General features: G+C 69.0%; 17 protein-coding genes. 10 read left to right on the top strand and 7 right to left on the bottom strand.

The features are described from left to right. Window positions 1-24: 24 nt before the first annotated feature. The 10 genes from ACIREE_RS07620 (at window position 25) to ACIREE_RS07575 (ending at window position 8,235) form a co-directional block, all read left to right on the top strand. Window positions 25-945 carry a phage distal tail protein gene (locus ACIREE_RS07620; RefSeq protein ID WP_404147719.1) on the top strand — a complete coding sequence of 307 codons (921 nt, stop codon included), beginning with the start codon at window positions 25-27 and terminating at the stop codon, window positions 943-945. Between the two features lie 25 nt (window positions 946-970). Then, window positions 971-2,191, top strand: a complete 1,221-nt coding sequence (locus ACIREE_RS07615) for a hypothetical protein (RefSeq protein WP_404147716.1) — start codon at window positions 971-973, stop codon at window positions 2,189-2,191. Between the two features lie 11 nt (window positions 2,192-2,202). Then, window positions 2,203-3,387 (top strand): hypothetical protein, encoded by a 1,185-nt coding sequence (locus tag ACIREE_RS07610; protein ID WP_404147713.1) that lies wholly within the window; start codon window positions 2,203-2,205, stop codon window positions 3,385-3,387. 23 nt (window positions 3,388-3,410) lie between these two features. After that, entirely contained in the window at window positions 3,411-4,436 is a 1,026-nt protein-coding gene (locus tag ACIREE_RS07605) for a hypothetical protein (RefSeq protein WP_404147711.1), read from the top strand. A gap of 30 nt (window positions 4,437-4,466) precedes the next feature. Further along, on the top strand, window positions 4,467-5,603 hold the full coding sequence (locus tag ACIREE_RS07600; protein WP_404147709.1) for a hypothetical protein: 1,137 nt from the start codon (window positions 4,467-4,469) through the stop codon (window positions 5,601-5,603). Next, window positions 5,603-6,322 carry a hypothetical protein gene (locus ACIREE_RS07595; protein WP_404147707.1) on the top strand — a complete coding sequence of 240 codons (720 nt, stop codon included), beginning with the start codon at window positions 5,603-5,605 and terminating at the stop codon, window positions 6,320-6,322. Before ACIREE_RS07600 ends, ACIREE_RS07595 begins: the two co-directional genes overlap by 1 nt. Before the next feature lie 22 nt (window positions 6,323-6,344). Next, entirely contained in the window at window positions 6,345-6,719 is a 375-nt protein-coding gene (locus ACIREE_RS07590) for an ATP-binding protein (RefSeq protein ID WP_404147704.1), read from the top strand. Between the two features lie 80 nt (window positions 6,720-6,799). Beyond that, entirely contained in the window at window positions 6,800-7,708 is a 909-nt protein-coding gene (locus tag ACIREE_RS07585; RefSeq protein WP_404147701.1) for a peptidoglycan-binding protein, read from the top strand. Between the two features lie 18 nt (window positions 7,709-7,726). Beyond that, complete coding sequence (locus ACIREE_RS07580) at window positions 7,727-7,966, top strand: hypothetical protein (RefSeq protein WP_404147698.1); 240 nt, start codon at window positions 7,727-7,729, stop codon at window positions 7,964-7,966. Beyond that, window positions 7,963-8,235, top strand: coding sequence for a hypothetical protein (locus ACIREE_RS07575; RefSeq protein WP_404147696.1), 273 nt, complete (start codon window positions 7,963-7,965; stop codon window positions 8,233-8,235). Before ACIREE_RS07580 ends, ACIREE_RS07575 begins: the two co-directional genes overlap by 4 nt. Window positions 8,236-8,315: 80 nt before the next feature. On the opposite strand, the gene ACIREE_RS07570 is transcribed toward ACIREE_RS07575, so the two are convergent. The 7 genes from ACIREE_RS07570 to rplA form a co-directional block, all read right to left on the bottom strand. Beyond that, entirely contained in the window at window positions 8,316-12,215 is a 3,900-nt protein-coding gene (locus ACIREE_RS07570) for a DNA-directed RNA polymerase subunit beta' (protein WP_404147693.1), read from the bottom strand. Between the two features lie 100 nt (window positions 12,216-12,315). Next, window positions 12,316-15,801, bottom strand: coding sequence for a DNA-directed RNA polymerase subunit beta (gene rpoB / locus ACIREE_RS07565; RefSeq protein WP_404147690.1), 3,486 nt, complete (start codon window positions 15,799-15,801; stop codon window positions 12,316-12,318). A 597-nt stretch (window positions 15,802-16,398) separates the two neighbouring features. Beyond that, on the bottom strand, window positions 16,399-16,779 hold the full coding sequence (gene rplL / locus ACIREE_RS07560; protein ID WP_404147687.1) for a 50S ribosomal protein L7/L12: 381 nt from the start codon (window positions 16,777-16,779) through the stop codon (window positions 16,399-16,401). 116 nt (window positions 16,780-16,895) lie between these two features. After that, a complete protein-coding gene (gene rplJ / locus ACIREE_RS07555) occupies window positions 16,896-17,426 on the bottom strand; it encodes a 50S ribosomal protein L10 (RefSeq protein WP_363192645.1) in 531 nt (176 codons plus the stop codon). A gap of 275 nt (window positions 17,427-17,701) precedes the next feature. After that, the gene (locus ACIREE_RS07550; RefSeq protein WP_404147684.1) at window positions 17,702-18,673 is read right to left on the bottom strand and encodes a hypothetical protein; all 972 of its coding nucleotides are present in this window, start codon (window positions 18,671-18,673) and stop codon (window positions 17,702-17,704) included. Between the two features lie 114 nt (window positions 18,674-18,787). Continuing rightward, window positions 18,788-19,483 carry a hypothetical protein gene (locus ACIREE_RS07545; RefSeq protein WP_404147681.1) on the bottom strand — a complete coding sequence of 232 codons (696 nt, stop codon included), beginning with the start codon at window positions 19,481-19,483 and terminating at the stop codon, window positions 18,788-18,790. 126 nt (window positions 19,484-19,609) lie between these two features. Then, window positions 19,610-20,341 carry a 50S ribosomal protein L1 gene (gene rplA, locus ACIREE_RS07540; RefSeq protein ID WP_404147678.1) on the bottom strand — a complete coding sequence of 244 codons (732 nt, stop codon included), beginning with the start codon at window positions 20,339-20,341 and terminating at the stop codon, window positions 19,610-19,612. Window positions 20,342-20,412 lie beyond the last annotated feature (71 nt).

Raw genomic sequence — 20,412 nt, 5'->3', positions numbered from 1 at the left:
TGGCGAAAGCGAGGTGACGGCCCGATGGCCGACCTGAGCACCACCGCATACACCGACGACGTTCCCCCCGGCTCACTCATCACCCGCGACGGGCAGATGCAGTGGGCCGGACTGCTGCTCGGCCCCGGCACCCCGTACGAGATCGGCAGCGACGGGCTGACCGGCTGGGAGGACCTGCCGGAGTACGACACCACCGACGCCGATCACCCCACGTCCCACGGCGCCTGGCCCGGCGCCCGCTACGCCAAGCCCCGCAAGGTCGGCGCCACGGTGTGGACGCTGCCCGCGGCCGACGACAGCGACTCCATGCTCGGCGCGATCCGCGCGCTGCGCCAGGCCCTGCTCCTCGGCGACCAGGAGCGCTGGCTCGCGGTGCGGCTGCACGGCGAGACGCTGGCCGTGCGGGCGCGGGTCGGCCAGCGCGTCCTCGCCGCCGACCGGACGTACACGACGCAGGGCGTCTCCAAGGCGTCCGTGCAGTGGTACGCCACCGATCCGCGCCGCTACGCCGTGGACGAGCAGACGGCCGTCACCGGCGCCCCGCAGCCGGAGAGCGGCCTGACCTGGCCGCTGGTCTGGCCGCTGTACTGGGGAGAGACCGCCGTCACGGGCGACGTCGGCGCCGACAACCTCGGCTCCGCACCCACCCACCCCCAGCTCACCGTGACCGGTCCGTGCACCAACCCCACGGTCACGGAACGCGGTTCGGGTCGCCGGCTGCGCTATGAGATCCGGCTCGCGACCGGCGACGAACTGGTCGTGGACACCGCGGCCGGGACCGTCACCCTCAACGGCACCGCTTCCCGCCGCCACACCGCGGCGGCCGACAGCAGCCCCGAGGAGCTGTTCGCCTTCGAACCGGGCCGCGCCCAGCTGGCCTTCCGGCCCGACACGTACGACACCGGCGCCCGGCTCACGGTCCGCTGGCGCTCGGCCGACTGGTGAACCCCCCGACGAAGGAGACCCGTAGATGAACCTGCGCAGCGCATGGGTGGCCGCCGCCGGCCAGACCCGCGAGGACACCCGACTCACCCAGACCGGCGCCACCACGCCCCTCAACCCGCTGGAGGTACGCTCCGGCATCCTGCCCGGGTCCTACGACGGCCTGTACCGGCTGTCCGGCTTCTGGCTGGAGGGCACCGCGGGCAGGATGACGGCCACCGTCCACGAGGGGCGGGCCGTGATCGCGGGCGGTGCCACCCGGGGCGCCTACCCGGTCACCCTGCCCGAACCGGCGCCGCTCGCCTTCGCCGACGGCGACGCGGCCAATCCCCGTATCGACCTGGTCGTGCTGCGGATCTACGACTCCCAGTACGACAACTCGCAGGAGACCAAGGCCGCCCTGGAGGTCGTCCGGGGCACCCCGGCGCCGAACCCGGTCCCGCCCGCGGCCCCGTCGGTCTGCCTGCCGATCTGGCAGGTCGCGGTCCGCGCCGGGACCGCCACCGGGACCGGCGGCGTCAACTGGAGCGCCGACGTCACCGATCTGCGCACCCCGACCGTCGCGCTCGGCGGCATCCTGCCCGCGTACGGCGAGAGCGCGGGCGGCGCCTACCCGGGCCAGTACCGCGACTCCGGCGGCGCCCTGGAGCGCTGGGACGGCTCGGCGTGGGTGCCCTTCCCGAGCGCGCTCGGCGGGATCGCCCCGGCGGGCACGATCGGCGCGGCCAGCTACACGGGCCAGTACCGGGACTCGTCGCAGGGGCTGCAACGCTGGAACGGCACCCGGTGGGTCACCTACCAGCAGGTCCCCAGCTGGGTCGACTACAAGCCGACGTGGGGCGCCGAGAACGGCGCCGCGCCGTCCATCGGCAACGGGACGCTGACCGGCTCGTACACGAAGCTGGGCACGGTCGTGCACGTCCGGATCTATCTCAAGATCGGTTCGACGACCAACCTCGCCGCCCAGTCCACCAACGGGAACTGGACGTTCTCGCTGCCCGTCCCGCCGCTCTCCACGGCCTGGAAGCTGGACGGCCGGACGCTGACCGCCGTGGCGTTCGACTCCGACTCCTCGACTCAGCTGTTCCACCAGGGCACCGCCCTGGTGGCGACGGCGGGCGGCGGTACCGCGCGCTCCCTGCGCGACGGCTACGCGGGCAACGCCGGCATCTGGGACAAGGGGCTGCCCTTCACCTGGGCCGCGGGCGACGTGCTCTCCGTCTACGGCACCTACGAATCCGCATCCTGACAGGAGGACCCATGACCGTACGCACCGCATGGCTGTCCCCGAGCGGCCAGAGCCGCGAGGACACCCGTACCAACCAGGTCGGCGCGCTCACCCCCGTCACCGAGAGCGAGGCGCGCTCCGGCGTGCTGCCGGGTTCCGCGGGCGGGCGGTACCGGGCGACCGGGCTCCAGCTGTCCGGCACCGCGGGCACCATGAGCGCCCAGCTCGGTGTCGGCCGGGCCGTCGTCCAGTCGGGCCTCGACCGCGGCGCCTACCCGGTGGCCGTCACCGAGCCGGTCCCCCTCGCCTTCACCGACGGCGACGCCCAGTACGGCCGGATCGACCTCGTCGTGCTGCGGATCCACGACGACACGTTCGACGCCTCCGGGCGCGCCGAGGCCGCCGTCGAGATCGTCCCGGGCACACCCGCCGCGTCGCCGGCGGCGCCCGCGGCCCCCGACACCTCGCTCACCCTGTTCAGCGTGAACGTGCCGGCGGGCGCCGGCACGGGCTCCGGCGGTCTCGCCTGGAGCACCGTCGTCACCGATCTGCGGCCCACCACCGTCGCCCTCGGCGGCATCCTGCCGACCCGCGCCGACGACACCGTGCCCGGCGGCTACCCGGGCCACTACCGCGACACCGACGCCACGCTCCAGCGCTGGAACGGCGGCGCCTGGGTCGACTACCCCAAGCAGCTCGGCGGCATCGCCCCCAACGGGGCGCTCGCCACCGGCAGTTACACCGGTCAGTACCGGGACGCGCCGAACGGGGTGCTCCAGCGGTGGAACGGCACGGCCTGGCAGAGCGCCATCACCCCGTCGTTGTACACGGGCTCCCTGACCGGGGGCACCACCACATCGACGGCGTACACGAGCACACTCACCGGCACCAGCACGCTGAAGCTCAACTTCACCGCGCCGTCCACAGGCGCGGTCCTGCTCCACTTCGGCGCCCGCATATGGACCGACAAGTCCACGACGTCCGCGGCCTTCATGACCGCGCAGATCACCCAAGGCGCGACCGTGACTTTCGCCGCGGACGACGACCACGCCGCCATGTCCGGCGGGCCGGTCAGCTCCTCGGTCTCCACCCTGTGGCGGATGTACGGGCTCACGCCGGGCGTGACCTACACCATGACACCGATGTACCGGTCCAACGTCGCGGGCGTCACCTGCGGGTTCGACACCATGTTCCTGCGCATCGACCCGGCCAACTGAAAGACATCAGAAAGGAGTTGAGCATGCCCCTGCGTTCCGGCTGGCTCTCCCCCGACGGCCAGAGCCGCGAGGACACCCGACTCGCACCGCTCGGTACCCTCACCCCGACCTCGCCCCTGGCCACCCGCTCCGGCGTGCTGCCGGGCTCCACCGACGGGAAGTGGCGGATCTCCGGCTTCACCGTCACGGGCACGCCCGGCGCCATGACCGCCAGCGTCAGCCCCGGCCGCGCCGTCATCCAGGGCACCGAGACCCAGGGCGCCTATCCGGTCGCCCTGGACGACTATCTGCCCCTGACCTTCGCCGACGGCGACGCCCAGTACGACCGCGTCGACCTCGTCGTGCTGCGGATCCTCGACGACACCTACGACGCCTCCGGACGCGCCGAGGCCGCCGTCGAGATCATCCCGGGCACCCCCGCCGCCACCCCGGCGATCCCGGCCACCCCCGCCCTCGCCATGCCGCTGTACCAGGTGAGCGTGGCCAAGGGGACGAGCGCGGGCAGCGGCGGCCTCGCCTGGGACACCGTCCTGGTCGGGCTGCGCAACGCCACGGTCGCCCTCGGCGGCATCCTGCCGGTCACCAGCGACACCACGAACGGCGCCTACCCGGGCCAGTACCGCGACGCGGGCAGCACCCTCCAGCGCTGGAACGGCAGCGCCTGGGCGGACTATCAGCCGCCGCAGCCGGCCGCCGAGACCACCACCGCCGGGGCGAGCGCCACCGGCAACTGGACGCTCGCCGGGTATCGCGCCCGGCGCGTCGGCGGGGTCTGCTCGTTCACGCTGACCCTGACCCGGACGACGAACAACCTCACCGCCACGGCGGCCGGCACCACCAACCCAGGAAACGTCGGCGACGAGACCATCGGCTCGCTGCCCGTCGGCTGGCGCCCGGCCTTCGACATCTACGCGATCGCGTCCGACGGCTACGCGAACGGCTGCGTCCGCGTCGACAGCGACGGTTCGCTCACGCTGCTGTCCTGGTCGACCAGCGGGGTCATCCAGGTCGGCAACAGCGTGCGGGTCTCCGCCTGCTTCGTGCTGTGACCCCCGCCCGGCGAAGGAGCTGACGGCCCCATGGCCACCACCCTCAACACCCCGTACCGCGCGATCTTCTGCGATCTGCGCACCGACCGCACCATCGACATCCTGCCGCTGCGCGACGTCACCGTCGACGACTACATCGGCAAGGCCGGCTCCCTGTCCGGCACCATCCCGGTGCCGAACGCCGAGATCGCCGCCCGGGTGCGCCGCATCGAGGAGGGCCGCACCTCGGTCTACCTCCAGCGCGGCGGCGACCTGTGGTGGGGCGGCATCGTGTGGACCAGCACCCTGCAGAGCGACGACAAGGGCGTGCTCACCCTCGGCATCCAGGCGGCGACCTTCGACTCGTACGCGGGCCGACGGCTGATCCGCGCGAAGACGCCCGCCTACGACGCCGGTTATCAACTCGCTCTCAGCGGCGACCAGTTGGACATCGCCCGGGCCCTGTGGCGGGATCTGCAGACCGGGCTGCCCGGCGGCGACATCGGCGTCAGCTACGGCACCGAGACCTCCGGTACCCGCCGCTCGGTGACGTACCGCGACGGCGACGAGACCGGCTACCTCGACGCCCTGGACGCGCTCGCCGCACTGGAGGGCGGCTTCGAGCACCACATCACCGTCTACGCCGATCCGGCCACCGGCGCCCGGGTGCGCAGACTGCGGCTCGGCAGCCCGCGCATCATCACCGGCAGCACCGATCTGGTCCTCGACCGGCCGGGCACCGTCCTGTCGTACGCCTTCCCCCGCGACGCCACCCGCGGCGGCACCACGGCGCGGGCCCGCGGCGCCTCCACCAACAGCGACCAGGCGAGCGAGTCCCGGCCGCTGGCCTCCACGGTCGCCGTCGCCACCGATCTGATCGAGCGGGCCGGGCACCCCCGCATCGACCTGACGTCGGACCACAACGAGATCTCCGACGCGGCGACCCTGACCGCGCTGGCCCGCACCGAACTGGCCGCCGCCACCGGGGCGGTGGTGATCCCCGAGATCAGCGTGCGCCTCGACGACCTGGTGCCGCCCGCCCTGCTCGGCCGCACAGCCCGGGTCCGGATCACCGACGAGTGGTTCACCGAAGGCCTCGACGCCCGCTACCGGATCATCGGCGTCAAGGTCGAACCCGCCCAGCGCGGCCGCCCCGACACGGCCGAGCTCTATGTGGAGGAGGCCTGATGCCCCAACTGCCCGAAGACATCATCGACCGCCTGGCCCAGATGGAACGCCGCATCCAGCAGCTGTCCACCGCGGTCAACACCCGGCCCGCCCTCAACACCATCTCCGGCGGCGGCATCACCATCACCGACGGCGGCTCTCTCTCCGTGAGGCCGCCCGCGGGCGGGCCCGCCGTCTTCGCCGTCGGCCGCTGGAGCGGCGACGAGTACGGTCTCGCGATCCGCCGCCAGACCGGCAAGCTGGCCCTGGCCGTGCACAACGGCGACGGCTCGGGGACCTCGCAGCAGGCCATGCGGATCTACGACTCCGCCGAGCGCGAGATCATCTCCGACGACGTACCCAACGGCGGCCTCGCCCGGCCCTGGCTGGCCATGCTGCCGCCGCAGGACTCCAGCACCGCGCGCTGGCCGCAGACGACGGCGACCGCGTTCACCACCATCGCGATGTCGTACAACGTCGTGTGGCAGCCCAAGATGCGCCTCCTGATGCAGACCCGCGCCTCCTCGGGCGCCACCGGCTCGGTCCAGGTGCTCGTCAACGGTGCGCCGTGGGGCTCCGCCGTCGCCGCCGGTTCCGACTTCGACAGGTCGGACCTGATCAGCGACGACTTCGCCTCCGTGTACGGCACGTTGGTGAAGGTCGAGGTCCAGGCCAGGGTCACCAGCGCCACCGGCACCGTCTTCGTCAACCCCGTGCTGATGCACGGCCGCCAGACCTGAGATCCGAGAAGGGACCTCGCCCATGGACATCGACCCCACCCAGCCCTGGGGCCTCGCCATCGACTTCGCAGGCCGCGCCACCCTCGCCGAGGCCGGCCACACCGTCTACGTCAACGTCTCCGACACCAGCCTGAACAGCGTCATCGCGCCGGACTCCATCACCGGCACGTACTCCCCGGTCAACATCACCGCCCAGCTGACCGAGTCCGGCGCGAACGGCGCGGTCCTGCGCGGTGTCGGCCGGGTCTCGGTGCCGCCCGTCGGCACCGACCCGGTGGCCCCGGACCAGACCGCGATCCAGCGCGCGGTCGCGGACGCCCTCGCCGACTTCGCGCAGAACACCCAGGCGTACGCCGCCCTGTGCGCCCAGTGGACGAGCAGCCCCAGCCCCGAGTAGCGGCCCCCTCGCCCCGTACGCCCCGAGCCCTTCCGCGGCCGGGGCCTTTTTCATGTCCGCGTTCCCCAGGAAGGCATCCCATGGCCGCACCCCTGACCGCCGACGCCCTCGTCTCCGCCCTGCGGGCCGAGGGCGTCACCGTCGTCGAACACCCCGGCTGGCGCACCAACAACCGTAATCAAAAGGGCAGTTGGGGACCGGTGAACGGCGTGATCATCCACCACACCGTCTCCTCGGGCACCAGCTCATCCGTCGGACTGTGCTTCAACGGCCACAGCGCTCTGCCCGGCCCCCTGTGTCACGGCGTCATCGCCAAGGACGGCACCGTCCACCTCGTCGGCAACGGCCGCGCCAACCACGCGGGCGGCGGCGACCCCTCCGTCCTCCAGGCCGTGATCACCGAGACGTACGGGGACCGGCCCCCGGCCCCGCACCAGCACGAGGGCAGCGCGGGCGCCGTCGACGGCAACTCCCGCTTCTATGGCTTCGAGTGCGTCAACCTCGGCGACGGCCACGACCCCTGGCCGGACGCCCAACTCGACGCCGTGGAGCGGGTCTCGGCCGCCCTGTGCCGAGCCCACGGCTGGGGCGCCAAGTCCGTCATCGGGCACCTGGAATGGTCGGACTGGAAGAGCGACCCGCGCGGCTTCGCCATGACCGGCATGCGCCGCCGCGTGCAGAGCCGGCTCTCCTCGTCGCACGGCGGCGCACAGCCGAGCGAGCCCCCGCGTCCGCCCCGCTACCAGCCGTTCCCCGGCGCCTCCTTCTTCAAGGGCGCCCCGAACTCGCCGCTGGTCACCGCGATGGGGCGCCGTCTGGTCGCCGAGGGCTGCGGCCGTTACCGCGTGGGCCCCTCCGCGCACTGGTCCGAGACGGACCGGCAGTCCTACGCCGCCTGGCAACGCAAGCTCGGCTACCGCGGCGCGGACGCCGACGGCTGGCCCGGCGCCGCGTCCTGGGCGGCGCTCAAGGTCCCGTACACCGCTTGAGGAACAAGGAGGCGCACCATGTCACAGGCCGCCAAGCACACCCTGCGCACCGTCCTGCAGACCGCCCTCGGCCTGTGTGTCCTGCTTCCGACGGTCGTCGAGGCCGCAGGCCTGCCCGGAACGCTGCCCTGGGTGGCGGGCACCCTGGCCGTCGCCGCGGCGGTGACCCGGGTGATGGCCCTGCCCGGCGTCCAGGCCCTGCTCCCTGCCTGGCTGCGCACGACGGGGCCCGACACCACGGACCAGGGGGACGCGTGAACGAAGCCGGACCGTCACCGCTGTCCGACCCGACCGTCGTCGCCGTGGAACTGGAGCGGCTGCGCGGCACCGTGGAGGCCGGGTTCGCCCGCGCCGACGGCTCGCTGGCGCTGCTCGTCCAGCGCAGCGACCAGACCGACAGGCAGCTCTCCGACCACGAGCAGCGCCTGGACGCCCTGGAGCGCTCCCGCTGGCCGCTGGCCAGCATCGGCGCCCTGGCCACCATCGCGACCGTCGTCGTCACGACGCTGCAAGTGGCCGGACACTGACGGACACTGAACAACGCCGAAGGGCGGCCACCCCGTACGCAACGGGGTGGCCGCCCTTCGGTTCAACTCAAGCGACTCGCTTACTGGTTGTACGGACCGTAGTCGTAGTCCTCCAGCGGAACGGCCTGGCCGGAGCCGGTGCCGAACGGCGAGTAGTCGATGTCGTCGTAGCCGACGGCCGAGTACATCGCGGCCTTGGCCTCCTCGGTGGGCTCCACCCGGATGTTGCGGTAGCGGGACAGACCCGTACCGGCCGGGATGAGCTTACCGATGATGACGTTCTCCTTGAGGCCGATGAGGCTGTCGGACTTGGCGTTGATCGCCGCATCCGTCAGGACTCGGGTCGTCTCCTGGAAGGAGGCGGCCGACAGCCAGGATTCCGTCGCCAGCGAAGCCTTGGTGATACCCATCAGCTGCGGACGGCCGGAGGCGGGGTGACCGCCCTCGGTGACCACACGACGGTTCTCGGTCTCGAACTTCGAGCGCTCGACGAGCTCGCCCGGCAGCAGCTCCGCGTCGCCGGACTCGATGATCGTCACGCGGCGCAGCATCTGCCGGATGATGATCTCGATGTGCTTGTCGTGGATCGACACACCCTGCGAGTTGTAGACCTTCTGGACCTCGCCGACCAGGTGGACCTGGACGGCACGCTGGCCCAGAATGCGCAGCACGTCGTGCGGGTTGGTGGCACCCACGGTGAGCTTCTGGCCCACCTCGACGTGGTCGCCCTCGCCCACGAGCAGACGGGCACGCTTGGAGATCGGGAACGGGATCTCGTCGCTGCCGTCGTCGGGGGTGACAACGAGCTTCTTGGTCTTCTCGGTCTCCTCGATGCGGACACGGCCCGCGGACTCGGAGATCGGGGCGACACCCTTCGGCGTACGAGCCTCGAAGAGCTCGACGACACGGGGCAGACCCTGGGTGATGTCGTCACCGGCCACACCACCGGTGTGGAAGGTACGCATCGTCAGCTGGGTACCGGGCTCACCGATGGACTGGGCGGCGATGATGCCGACCGCCTCACCGATGTCGACCAGCTTGCCGGTGGCCAGCGAGCGGCCGTAGCAGTAGGCACAGGTGCCGACCGCGGACTCGCAGGTGAGCACCGAGCGGGTCTTGACGACCTCGACGCCGTGCGCGACCAGCTGGTCGATGAGCACGTCACCCAGGTCGACGTTGGCCGGCGCGATGACCTTGCCGTCGACGACGATGTCCTCGGCGAGCATGCGGGCGTACACGCTGGTCTCGACGTCGTCCGTCTTGCGCAGGACGCCGTCGGCGCCGCGCTCGGCGATCGCGAGCTTGAGACCACGGTCGGTGCCGCAGTCCTCCTCGCGAATGATGACGTCCTGGGAGACGTCGACCAGACGACGGGTGAGGTAACCCGAGTCGGCGGTACGCAGAGCCGTGTCCGCCAGACCCTTACGAGCACCGTGAGTCGAGATGAAGTACTCGAGCACCGACAGGCCTTCACGGAAGGAAGCCTTGATCGGGCGCGGGATCGTCTCGTTCTTGGCGTTCGACACCAGACCACGCATACCGGCGATCTGACGCATCTGCATCATGTTTCCTCGGGCACCCGAGTCAACCATCATGAAGATGGGGTTGGTCTTCGGGAAGTTCGCGTTCATCGCCTCGGAGACCTCGTTGGTCGCCTTGGTCCAGATCGCGATGAGCTCCTGAGTGCGCTCTTCCTTCGTGATGAGACCGCGCTCGTACTGCTTCTGGACCTTCTCGTCCTGGGCCTCGTAACCCTTGACGATCTCGACCTTCGCCTCAGGGACGACGATGTCGGAGATGGCCACGGTGACGCCGGAACGGGTCGCCCAGTGGAAGCCGGCCGCCTTCAGGTTGTCGAGCGTCGCCGCCACGATGACCTTGGGGTAGCGCTCGGCCAGGTCGTTGACGATCTCGGAGAGCTGCTTCTTGCCCACCGAGTAGTCGACGAACGGGTAGTCCTCGGGCAGCAGCTCGTTGAAGAGCGCGCGCCCCAGGGACGTACGCAGCCGGAAGCTGTCGCCCGCCTGGTACTCCGGCTCGCCTTCCTCGGCGGCCGGCGGCGTCCAGCCACGCGGCGGGATGGTGCCCACCGGGAAGCGGATGTCGACCTGCGACTGCAGCGCGAGATCACCGGCGTCGAACGCCATGATCGCCTCGGCCGTGGAACCGAACGAACGGCCCTCGCCCTTGGTGTCGCGCAGCTCGCCGTCCGTGGTGAGGAAGAACAGGCCGAGGACCATGTCCTGGGTCGGCATCGTCACCGGGCGGCCGTCGGCGGGCTTCAGGATGTTGTTGGAGGACAGCATCAGGATGCGGGCCTCGGCCTGCGCCTCCGCGGAGAGCGGCAGGTGCACGGCCATCTGGTCACCGTCGAAGTCCGCGTTGAACGCGGTGCAGACGAGCGGGTGGATCTGGATGGCCTTGCCCTCGACCAGCTGCGGCTCGAAGGCCTGGATGCCGAGGCGGTGCAGCGTCGGCGCACGGTTCAGCAGAACCGGGTGCTCGGCGATGACCTCTTCCAGGACGTCGTACACGACCGTGCGGCCGCGCTCGACCATGCGCTTCGCCGACTTGATGTTCTGCGCGTGGTTGAGGTCCACCAGGCGCTTCATCACGAACGGCTTGAAGAGCTCCAGCGCCATGGCCTTCGGCAGACCACACTGGTGCAGCTTCAGCTGCGGGCCGACGACGATCACGGAACGCGCGGAGTAGTCCACACGCTTACCGAGAAGGTTCTGACGGAAACGACCCTGCTTGCCCTTGAGCATGTCGCTCAGGGACTTCAGCGGGCGGTTACCGGGACCGGTGACCGGGCGACCACGACGACCGTTGTCGAAGAGGGCGTCCACGGCCTCCTGGAGCATGCGCTTCTCGTTGTTCACGATGATCTCGGGAGCACCGAGGTCGAGAAGCCGCTTCAGGCGGTTGTTGCGGTTGATGACGCGGCGGTACAGGTCGTTCAGGTCGGAGGTCGCGAAGCGGCCACCGTCCAGCTGCACCATCGGACGCAGGTCCGGCGGGATGACCGGCACGCAGTCGAGCACCATGCCCTTGGGGCTGTTGCTGGTCTGCAGGAACGCGGAGACGACCTTGAGGCGCTTGAGCGCACGGGTCTTCTTCTGGCCCTTGCCGGTACGGATGATCTCGCGCAGGCGCTCGGCCTCTTCGTCGAGGTCGAAGGACTCGAGGCGCTTCTGCAGCGCCGCGGCACCCATCGAGCCGTCGAAGTACGTGCCGAAACGGTCACGCAGCTCGCGGTAGAGCAGCTCGTCGCCCTCGAGGTCCTGGACCTTGAGGTTCTTGAAGCGGTTCCACACCTCGTCGAGACGGTCGATCTCGCGCTGCGCACGGTCGCGCAGCTGCTTCATCTCACGCTCGGCACCCTCGCGCACCTTGCGGCGCACGTCGGCCTTGGCACCCTCGGCCTCGAGCTCGGCCAGGTCGGTCTCGAGCTTCTTGGCGCGGGCCTCCAGGTCGGAGTCGCGACGGTTCTCGACCTGCTGACGCTCGACCTGGACGTGCGCCTCGAGGGAGGGCAGGTCACGGGTACGGCGCTCTTCGTCGACGAACGTGATCATGTACGCCGCGAAGTAGATGACCTTCTCAAGGTCCTTCGGGGCGAGGTCGAGCAGGTAGCCAAGGCGCGACGGAACACCCTTGAAGTACCAGATGTGCGTGACGGGAGCGGCGAGCTCGATGTGGCCCATCCGCTCACGGCGCACCTTGGCGCGGGTGACCTCGACGCCACAGCGCTCGCAGATGATGCCCTTGAAGCGGACACGCTTGTACTTGCCGCAGTAGCACTCCCAGTCCCGGGTGGGGCCGAAGATCTTCTCGCAGAAGAGCCCGTCCTTTTCCGGCTTGAGGGTGCGGTAGTTGATGGTCTCGGGCTTCTTGACCTCGCCGTGGCTCCACTGACGGATGTCGTCAGCGGTGGCCAGACCGATCCGGAGCTCATCGAAGAAGTTGACGTCGAGCACTATGCGTCAATCCCTCTCAGGGTTGTAAGTCTGTGGTCTGAAACGGGGGTCGCGGGGTCGGTGCGGGGGCTCATCCCTGAGCCCCCGCACCGGACTCCCGTCAGACCTCTTCGACGCTGCTCGGCTCGCGCCGGGACAGGTCGATGCCGAGCTCCTCCGCTGCGCGGAAGACGTCCTCGTCGGTGTCGCGCATCTCGATGGACATGCCGTCCGAGGACAGCACCTCCACGTTGAGGCACAGAGACTGCATTTCCTTGATGAGCACCTTGAAGGACTCAGGAATGCCGGGCTCGGGGATGTTCTCGCCCTTGACGATGGCCTCGTAGACCTTCACGCGGCCGGTCACGTCGTCGGACTTGATCGTCAGCAGCTCCTGGAGGGCGTACGCGGCGCCGTATGCCTCCAGCGCCCACACCTCCATCTCACCGAAGCGCTGGCCACCGAACTGGGCCTTACCACCCAGCGGCTGCTGGGTGATCATCGAGTACGGACCGGTCGACCGGGCGTGGAGCTTGTCGTCGACCAGGTGGTGGAGCTTGAGGATGTACATGTACCCGACCGAGATCGGGTCCGGGAACGGCTCGCCGGAACGGCCGTCGAACATCCGCGCCTTGCCGGACGGGAGCACCATGCGCTCGCCGTCACGGTTCGGGATCGTGTGCTGCAGCAGACCCGCGAGCTCGTCCTCACGCGCACCGTCGAAGACGGGGGTGGCGACGTTGGTGCCCGGGGCGACCTGGTCGGCGCCGATGACCTGCAGGCGCTGTGCCCAGTCGTCCGCGAGGCCGGAGACGTCCCAGCCGCGGCTGGCGAGCCAGCCGAGGTGGATCTCCAGGACCTGTCCCGGGTTCATTCGGGACGGCACACCCAGCGGGTTCAGGATGATGTCGACCGGAGTTCCGTCCTCGAGGAACGGCATGTCCTCGATGGGCAGGATCTTCGAAATAACACCCTTGTTGCCGTGGCGGCCTGCGAGCTTGTCGCCGTCCGTGATCTTGCGCTTCTGCGCCACGTAGACACGAACCAGCTGGTTCACGCCCGGCGGCAGCTCGTCGCCCTCTTCACGGTCGAAGACGCGGACGCCGATGACCTTGCCGATCTCACCGTGCGGCACCTTCAGCGAGGTGTCGCGCACCTCGCGCGCCTTCTCACCGAAGATCGCGCGGAGCAGGCGCTCCTCCGGCGTCAGCTCGGTCTCACCCTTGGGCGTGACCTTGCCGACGAGGATGTCGCCGGCGACGACCTCGGCACCGATACGGATGATGCCGCGCTCGTCGAGGTCGGCGAGGACCTCCTCGGAGACGTTCGGGATGTCCCGGGTGATCTCCTCCGGGCCCAGCTTGGTGTCACGGGCGTCGACCTCGTGCTCCTCGATGTGGATCGAGGAGAGGACGTCGTCCTGCACGAGGCGCTGCGACAGGATGATCGCGTCCTCGTAGTTGTGACCCTCCCAGGGCATGAACGCCACGAGCAGGTTCTTGCCGAGGGCCATCTCGCCCTCTTCGGTGGCGGGACCGTCGGCCAGGACCTGGCCCTCGATCACACGCGCGCCCTCGTCCACGACAACCTTCTGGTTGACCGAGGTGCCCTGGTTCGAGCGGGAGAACTTGTGCAGGCGGTACGTGGTGTACGTGCCGTCGTCGTTGGTGATGGTGATGTAGTCCGCGGAGACCTCCTGGACCACACCGTCCTTCTCCGCCTTGAGCACGTCACCGGCGTCGGTGGCGCAGCGGTACTCCATGCCGGTGCCGACGAGCGGCGCCTCGCTCTTGATGAGCGGGACGGCCTGACGCATCATGTTCGCGCCCATGAGGGCACGGTTGGCGTCGTCGTGCTCGAGGAACGGGATCATGGCGGTCGCGACCGACACCATCTGGCGCGGCGAGACGTCCATGTAGTCGACGTCGTCACCGGGGACGTAGTCGACCTCTCCGCCACGACGGCGGACCAGGACGCGGGCCTCCTCGAACCGGAACTCGTCGCTCAGCGGCGCGTTGGCCTGAGCGATGACGAACCGGTCCTCCTCGTCGGCGGTGAGGTAGTCCACCTCGTCGCCGACGACGCCACCCGTGACCTTGCGGTACGGCGTCTCGATGAAGCCGAACGCGTTGATCCGGCCGTACGAGGCGAGCGAACCGATCAGGCCGATGTTCGGGCCTTCAGGGGTCTCGATCGGGCACATGCGTCCGTAGTGGGACGGGTGCACGTCGCGGACCTCGAAGCCGGCCCGCTCACGGGAGAGACCACCCGGGCCCAGGGCGTTGAGACGACGCTTGTGCGTCAGGCCCGAGAGCGGGTTGTTCTGGTCCATGAACTGGGACAGCTGCGACGTACCGAAGAACTCCTTGATCGACGCCACGACCGGGCGAATGTTGATCAGGGTCTGCGGCGTGATCGCCTCGACGTCCTGGGTGGTCATGCGCTCACGCACGACGCGCTCCATACGGGCGAGACCCGTACGGACCTGGTTCTGGATGAGCTCGCCCACGTTACGGATACGGCGGTTGCCGAAGTGGTCGATGTCGTCGGTCTCGACGATGATCGAACGACCGGACTCGCCGACCGTCTCCGTCTCACCGGCGTGCAGCTTCACCAGGTACTTGATCGAGGCGATGATGTCGTCGGTGGTGAGCACACCGGCGTCCAGCGGCTCGTCCGCGCCGAGCTTCTTGTTCACCTTGTAGCGGCCGACCTTCGCGAGGTCGTAGCGCTTCGGGTTGAAGTAGAGGTTCTCGAGCAGCGTCTGAGCAGCCTCACGCGTGGGCGGCTCGCCCGGGCGCAGCTTGCGGTAGATGTCGAGCAGCGCGTCGTCCTGGCCCTGGGTGTGGTCCTTCTCCAGGGTGGCGCGCATGGACTCGTACTCGCCGAACTCCTCCAGGATCCGCTCGGTCGTCCAACCGAGGGCCTTGAGCAGGACGGTGACGGACTGCTTGCGCTTGCGGTCGATGCGGACACCGACCATGTCGCGCTTGTCGATCTCCATCTCCAGCCAGGCACCCCGGGACGGGATGACCTTGGCCGAGAAGATGTCCTTGTCGGACGTCTTGTCGATGGAGGAGTCGAAGTAGACACCCGGCGAACGGACCAGCTGCGACACGACGACACGCTCGGTGCCGTTGATGACGAAGGTGCCCTTGTTGGTCATGAGCGGGAAGTCGCCCATGAAGACCGTCTGGGACTTGATCTCGCCGGTCTCGTTGTTGGTGAACTCGGCCGTGACGAAGAGCGGGGCGGCGAACGTGAAGTCGCGCTCCTTGCACTCGTCGATCGAGTTCTTGGGAGGCTCGAAGCGGTGGTCGCGGAACGTCAGAGACATCGACCCGGAGAAGTCCTCGATCGGAGAGATCTCCTCGAAGATCTCCTCCAGACCGGACTTGGTGGGGACGTTCTGTCCGCTTTCGATTGCCGCCTCGACACGAGCCTTCCACGCGTCATTGCCGAGCAGCCAGTCAAAGCTTTCGGTCTGCAGCGCAAGAAGGTTCGGAACCTCGAGGGGCTCCTTGATCTTTGCAAAGGAGATGCGCAGCGGGGCGGTGCTGGCGCCGTTGTTCGTATTCGCGGTCGAGGCGTTGCGCGAGGCGGCCAAGAGGGGGTCCTTCCGAGGGCTCGGACTCACTACGCGCGTACCGGTCCCCAGCGGGGCAGAGGGACAGAGCCCGCTCCGGCTCGGCCGATTGGCCAGGTCAGGGCTGATTCAGTCCACTGTGCTCAAGCGAGGGCATGCCCCTGGTGACGGGCAGGGAGCAGCTAACAGGCAGCGCAAAGGGACAGTGTAGCCAGAAGGCTCACTGATGTCCAGTGCGGGTTTTTTGACACCCTCGTTGTTCTCAACCGTCCACCGTCTGCGGCATGCCTTGTGCGCTGAGCGCACATCTTTACTGCCCTCTTCGTCGTCGATCCATGCCTCGGATCCGGATCGTTGTGACGACGCGTCCTGAGAATTGCGCGCTGCGTGCGGTTCGTCAAGGCCCCCTCGTGACCGAACAGGACCCCGACAGGAAGGGCCCCAGGCACAACGAAGATCACCATACTCTGCGGGACCGACAGTGCAAGGCACCGTTGACGCGCGAGCCAGCGAACGCCGAAGGGCGACCACCCAGTTGGGTGATCGCCCTTCGGTGCGTCGGCGTTACAGCCCCCGAAGGAGCAGTTTCGCCGAGCGGGAGTCAGCAGACTCGCAAGGTCACTTGACCTCGACGGAGGCGCCGGCGGCCTTGAGGGACTCGGCGGCCTTCTCGGCGGCGTCCTTGGCGACCTTCTCGAGGACCGGCTTCGGGGTGCCGTCGACGAGGTCCTTGGCCTCCTTCAGGCCCAGCGAGGTCAGCTCACGCACGACCTTGATGACCTGGATCTTCTTCTCGCCGGCACCCGTGAGGATGACGTCGAACTCGTCCTGCTCGGCCTCGGCCTCGACCGGGGCACCGGCGGCGGGGCCGGCAACGGCGACGGCCGCGGCGGCGGTGACGTCGAACTTCTCCTCGAACGCCTTCACGAACTCGGAGAGCTCGATGAGGGTCATCTCCTCGAACTGGGCGAGCAGGTCTTCCTGGCTGAGCTTCGCCATGATGGGCGATCCTTCCACTAATTCGGCTGGTGCCGGATGTACATGTGAAGCGGGCGTACATTCGGCCCGCTACGACCTCCGCCGCCTATGCGGCGAGGGTCAATGTGCGAGCCGAATTACTCGGCACCGCCCTGCTCGGCCTGCTTGGCACGAAGCGCCTCCGCGGTGCGGACGAACTTCGTGGGCAGCGCCTGGAAGAGCTGAGCAGTCTGCGTCTGCTTACCCTTGAAGGCACCGGCCAGCTTGCTGAGCAGAACCTCGCGGGACTCGAGGTCCGCGAGCTTCTTGATCTCGTCGGCGGACAGCGCCTTGCCGTCAAGGACACCGCCCTTGATGACGAGGTTGGGGTTGTCCTTGGCGAAGTCACGAAGACCCTTCGCCGACACCACCGGGTCACCGGTGACGAAGGCAACCGCCGTCGGACCCGTGAAGAGGTCGTCCAGCGTGTCGATCCCGGCCTCATTGGCCGCGATCTTGGTCAGCGTGTTCTTCACCACGGCGTACTCGGAGTTCTCACCGAGGGAGCGGCGCAGCTGCTTGAGCTGCGCCACGGTGAGACCCCGGTACTCGGTCAGCACGGCGGCGTTCGAGCTGCGGAACTTGTCCGTGAGCTCGGCTACCGCGGCAGCCTTGTCGGGCGTCGGCATAGAGCGTCGGCCTCCTTCCGGGTGATGAGGACCGCTCAGAAGGAGACTGGGAAAACGAAACGCCCCGGCGCAGGCGCCAGGGCGTGAACTCGACCGGAATCCATGAGATCCCAGGAGTACTTCCACAGTCACCTACGCGGGTCGTCCGCAATTTCAGCGGATCCTTCGGCCACCGCACACTCTGACGAGCACACGGCAACGACCAGCGGTCTTTGGCTTCTGTGGAAGATTACGTGAAAGGAGCGACGTCAAGCAAATCCGCTCGGATGCCGCCCTCAGACGCTGCTGTCCAGCCCCGAATCGGTCGCGTCCGAGCCGGTGCCGGAGCCGGAAGTGGCGCCGGAGCCCGCCGCCCCGCTGATCTCCTTCAGCATGTCCATGAAGTCGAAGGTCTGGCCCGCGGGCGGCACGTCGACCTTCACCGCGGCGCCGTAGTCCGAGTACCGCATCGACATGTCGACGGCGCCCTGGGTGCTGTCCATGGTGACGTCCATACGGACCGGCAGATCGTCGTCGTTGATCCACAGCTCGGTGTCGTAGTCGTCGATACCGGCCTTCTTGACGTTCTTCAGAAGTTGGCTGCGCTCGGACTTGCTGAGGACCTTCAGCGAGTCGTTCTTCGCCATCATCTCGTCGACGGTCAGCTTGCCCTTGTAGTGCTGCGTCTGTACGCCGTCGATCTCGGCGGAGCCGATGTGCTTGAGGTTCGGCGAATCGAGCAGGACCGCGATCTGCTGGGCCGGGTCCTGGTTCATGCTGTCCACGCCGCCGGTCAGCTGGCTGGTGAGCTTCTCGTCGCCGGACTGCTTCGCGGCGGCGGCGAGGTCCATCTTCATCCAGCGCTTGCCGTCCATGTCCTTGGCCGCGGCAGCGCCCAGGTCCATGTACATCACGTTGTCCTGCCAGACCATGCGGACGTTCTTCGGCGCGTCCGGGTCGGCGGCGGTGAAGGCGGAGCCGCTCATCGTCATATCCATGACGGTCGGGTCCCAGCCCATGGTGCCGGACATCTTCATGGTGCCGCCGCCACCGAGCGCGGACGGCGTCTTCATCGTCATCTCGACCTTGGCGGACTTGGCCTCGGCGGTCTTCTTGTACGCGGCCGTCAGCGCCTGCGTCACCTGAGAGTGCGACTGCGGCGCCTTCTCGCCCGCCTTGTCGGACCCGCCCCCGCAGGCCACGGCCCCGGTACACAGCAGCGCGGTCGCGGCGGCAGCGCCGACCGTGCGTCGTACGACAACAGTCATCTCAATCCCACCCCTAGGAACACCTGTACTGATCGCACGATAACCGACGCCTCCGACAACGGGCCGGGGATATACGTGCCGAGGCGGTAGAGGCGGGGGCATACGGGCCGGGGTTCAACCGTCCTGCGCCACGTCCTTGAAGTCGACGGTGTCGTGCAGGGGCGGGCGCTCGGCGGCCGCGGCGCTGCCGTAGTCGCGGTAGTGGACGGTGCTGGTGAAGTCGCCCGCACGCTGGGTGCGCCGCACCAGAAGATGGCGGGCGTCGATCCAGACGTCGATGCGCTGCCCTCCGGAGTTGCCCCGGTAGTGCCGGGCCCGGGTACCGCGCACGGTCTCCTCCCCCACCCTGCGAAGGTCTCGCGCGGCGACGAGCGCCGTGAGCGAGTCGGCCGGGGTGAGGTCGCTGTCGGCGTCGTACGGGCGGCGGATCCAGTGCCGGCCGCCCTGGAGAGCGGCGAACGCGTCGGTCATCCGCGTGTAGTAGGCGTCCCGCAGAAAACGCGTCTGGGACGGGTCGCCGCCGAACTTGACGGTGTCGGCCGCCAGCTCACCGCCGGTGACGCGCACCGTGAGCGTGCCCTCGACGCCGTCGGACCAGCTGAGCGTGCCCGCGCTGCGTGAGGCGAGCCGGTCGCCGGTGTCCATCGTCGCCTCGACACGTGCCGAGCCCGCCGCGGCCACCTTCTTCTGGGCCGCACGCAACTCGTCGACGGCGCCCGGGTCCGCCGTCGGCCCGGCGGTCGGCCCACCGCAGGCCACGAGCAGCGCGCACATCGCCGTGACGCCCAGGACCTGTCGTACGTACGTCATCGGCTCCCCCGATCGGTCACGGCGACGCTAGCGCAGTGCCGGTCCCGTACGGGGTGGAAAAGGGGAACGGGCCCCGCACCTCGAAAGGTGCGGGGCCCGTCGCCTACTTCAGCGAGCTGTGGCAGCTCAGACCCCAGCGGGGTCTTCCTCGGTGAGGAGGTTGCGCGTGCGGTTCGGGTCGACCGGAATGCCGGCGCCGATCGTGGTGCTGATCGCGGCCTTCTTGATGTAGCGACCCTTGGCGGCGGACGGCTTCAGACGAAGGATCTCGTCCAGTGCCGCGCCGTAGTTCTCCACCAGCTGCGTGTCGTCGAAGGACGCCTTGCCGATGATGAAGTGCAGGTTCGAGTGCTTGTCGACGCGGAACTCGATCTTGCCACCCTTGATCTCGTTCACGGCCTTGGCCACGTCCGGGGTCACGGTGCCGGTCTTCGGGTTCGGCATGAGGCCACGGGGACCGAGCACGCGGCCGAGGCGGCCGACCTTGCCCATGAGGTCCGGAGTGGCGACGACGGCGTCGAACTCGTTCAGGCGGTTGCCCTTGGAGATCTCGTCGATGAGCTCGTCGGAGCCGACGATGTCGGCGCCGGCGGCTTCCGCGGCCGCTGCACGGTCACCGGTCGCGAAGACCAGGACCCGGGCGGTCTTGCCGGTGCCGTGCGGGAGGTTCACGGTGCCACGGACCATCTGGTCGGCCTTGCGCGGGTCAACGCCCAGGCGGAAGGCGACCTCGACGGTGCCGTCGAACTTCGACGTGGAGGTCTCCTTGGCGAGACGGACGGCCTCGAGCGGGGCGTAGAGCTTGTCCGCGTCGATCTTGGCGTCCGCAGCGCGGAGATTCTTGCTGCGCTTGCTCACTACTGCTCCTGTGTGTTCTGAGGAGTCGTGGTCCGGGCCGAGCAGGCCCTTCCACGGTTGGCCTTACGGGG

The organism is Streptomyces sp. NPDC102467 (assembly GCF_044765445.1).
Classification (GTDB): Bacteria; Actinomycetota; Actinomycetes; order Streptomycetales; family Streptomycetaceae; genus Streptomyces.
This window is presented reverse-complemented; position numbering and strand designations above follow the sequence as displayed.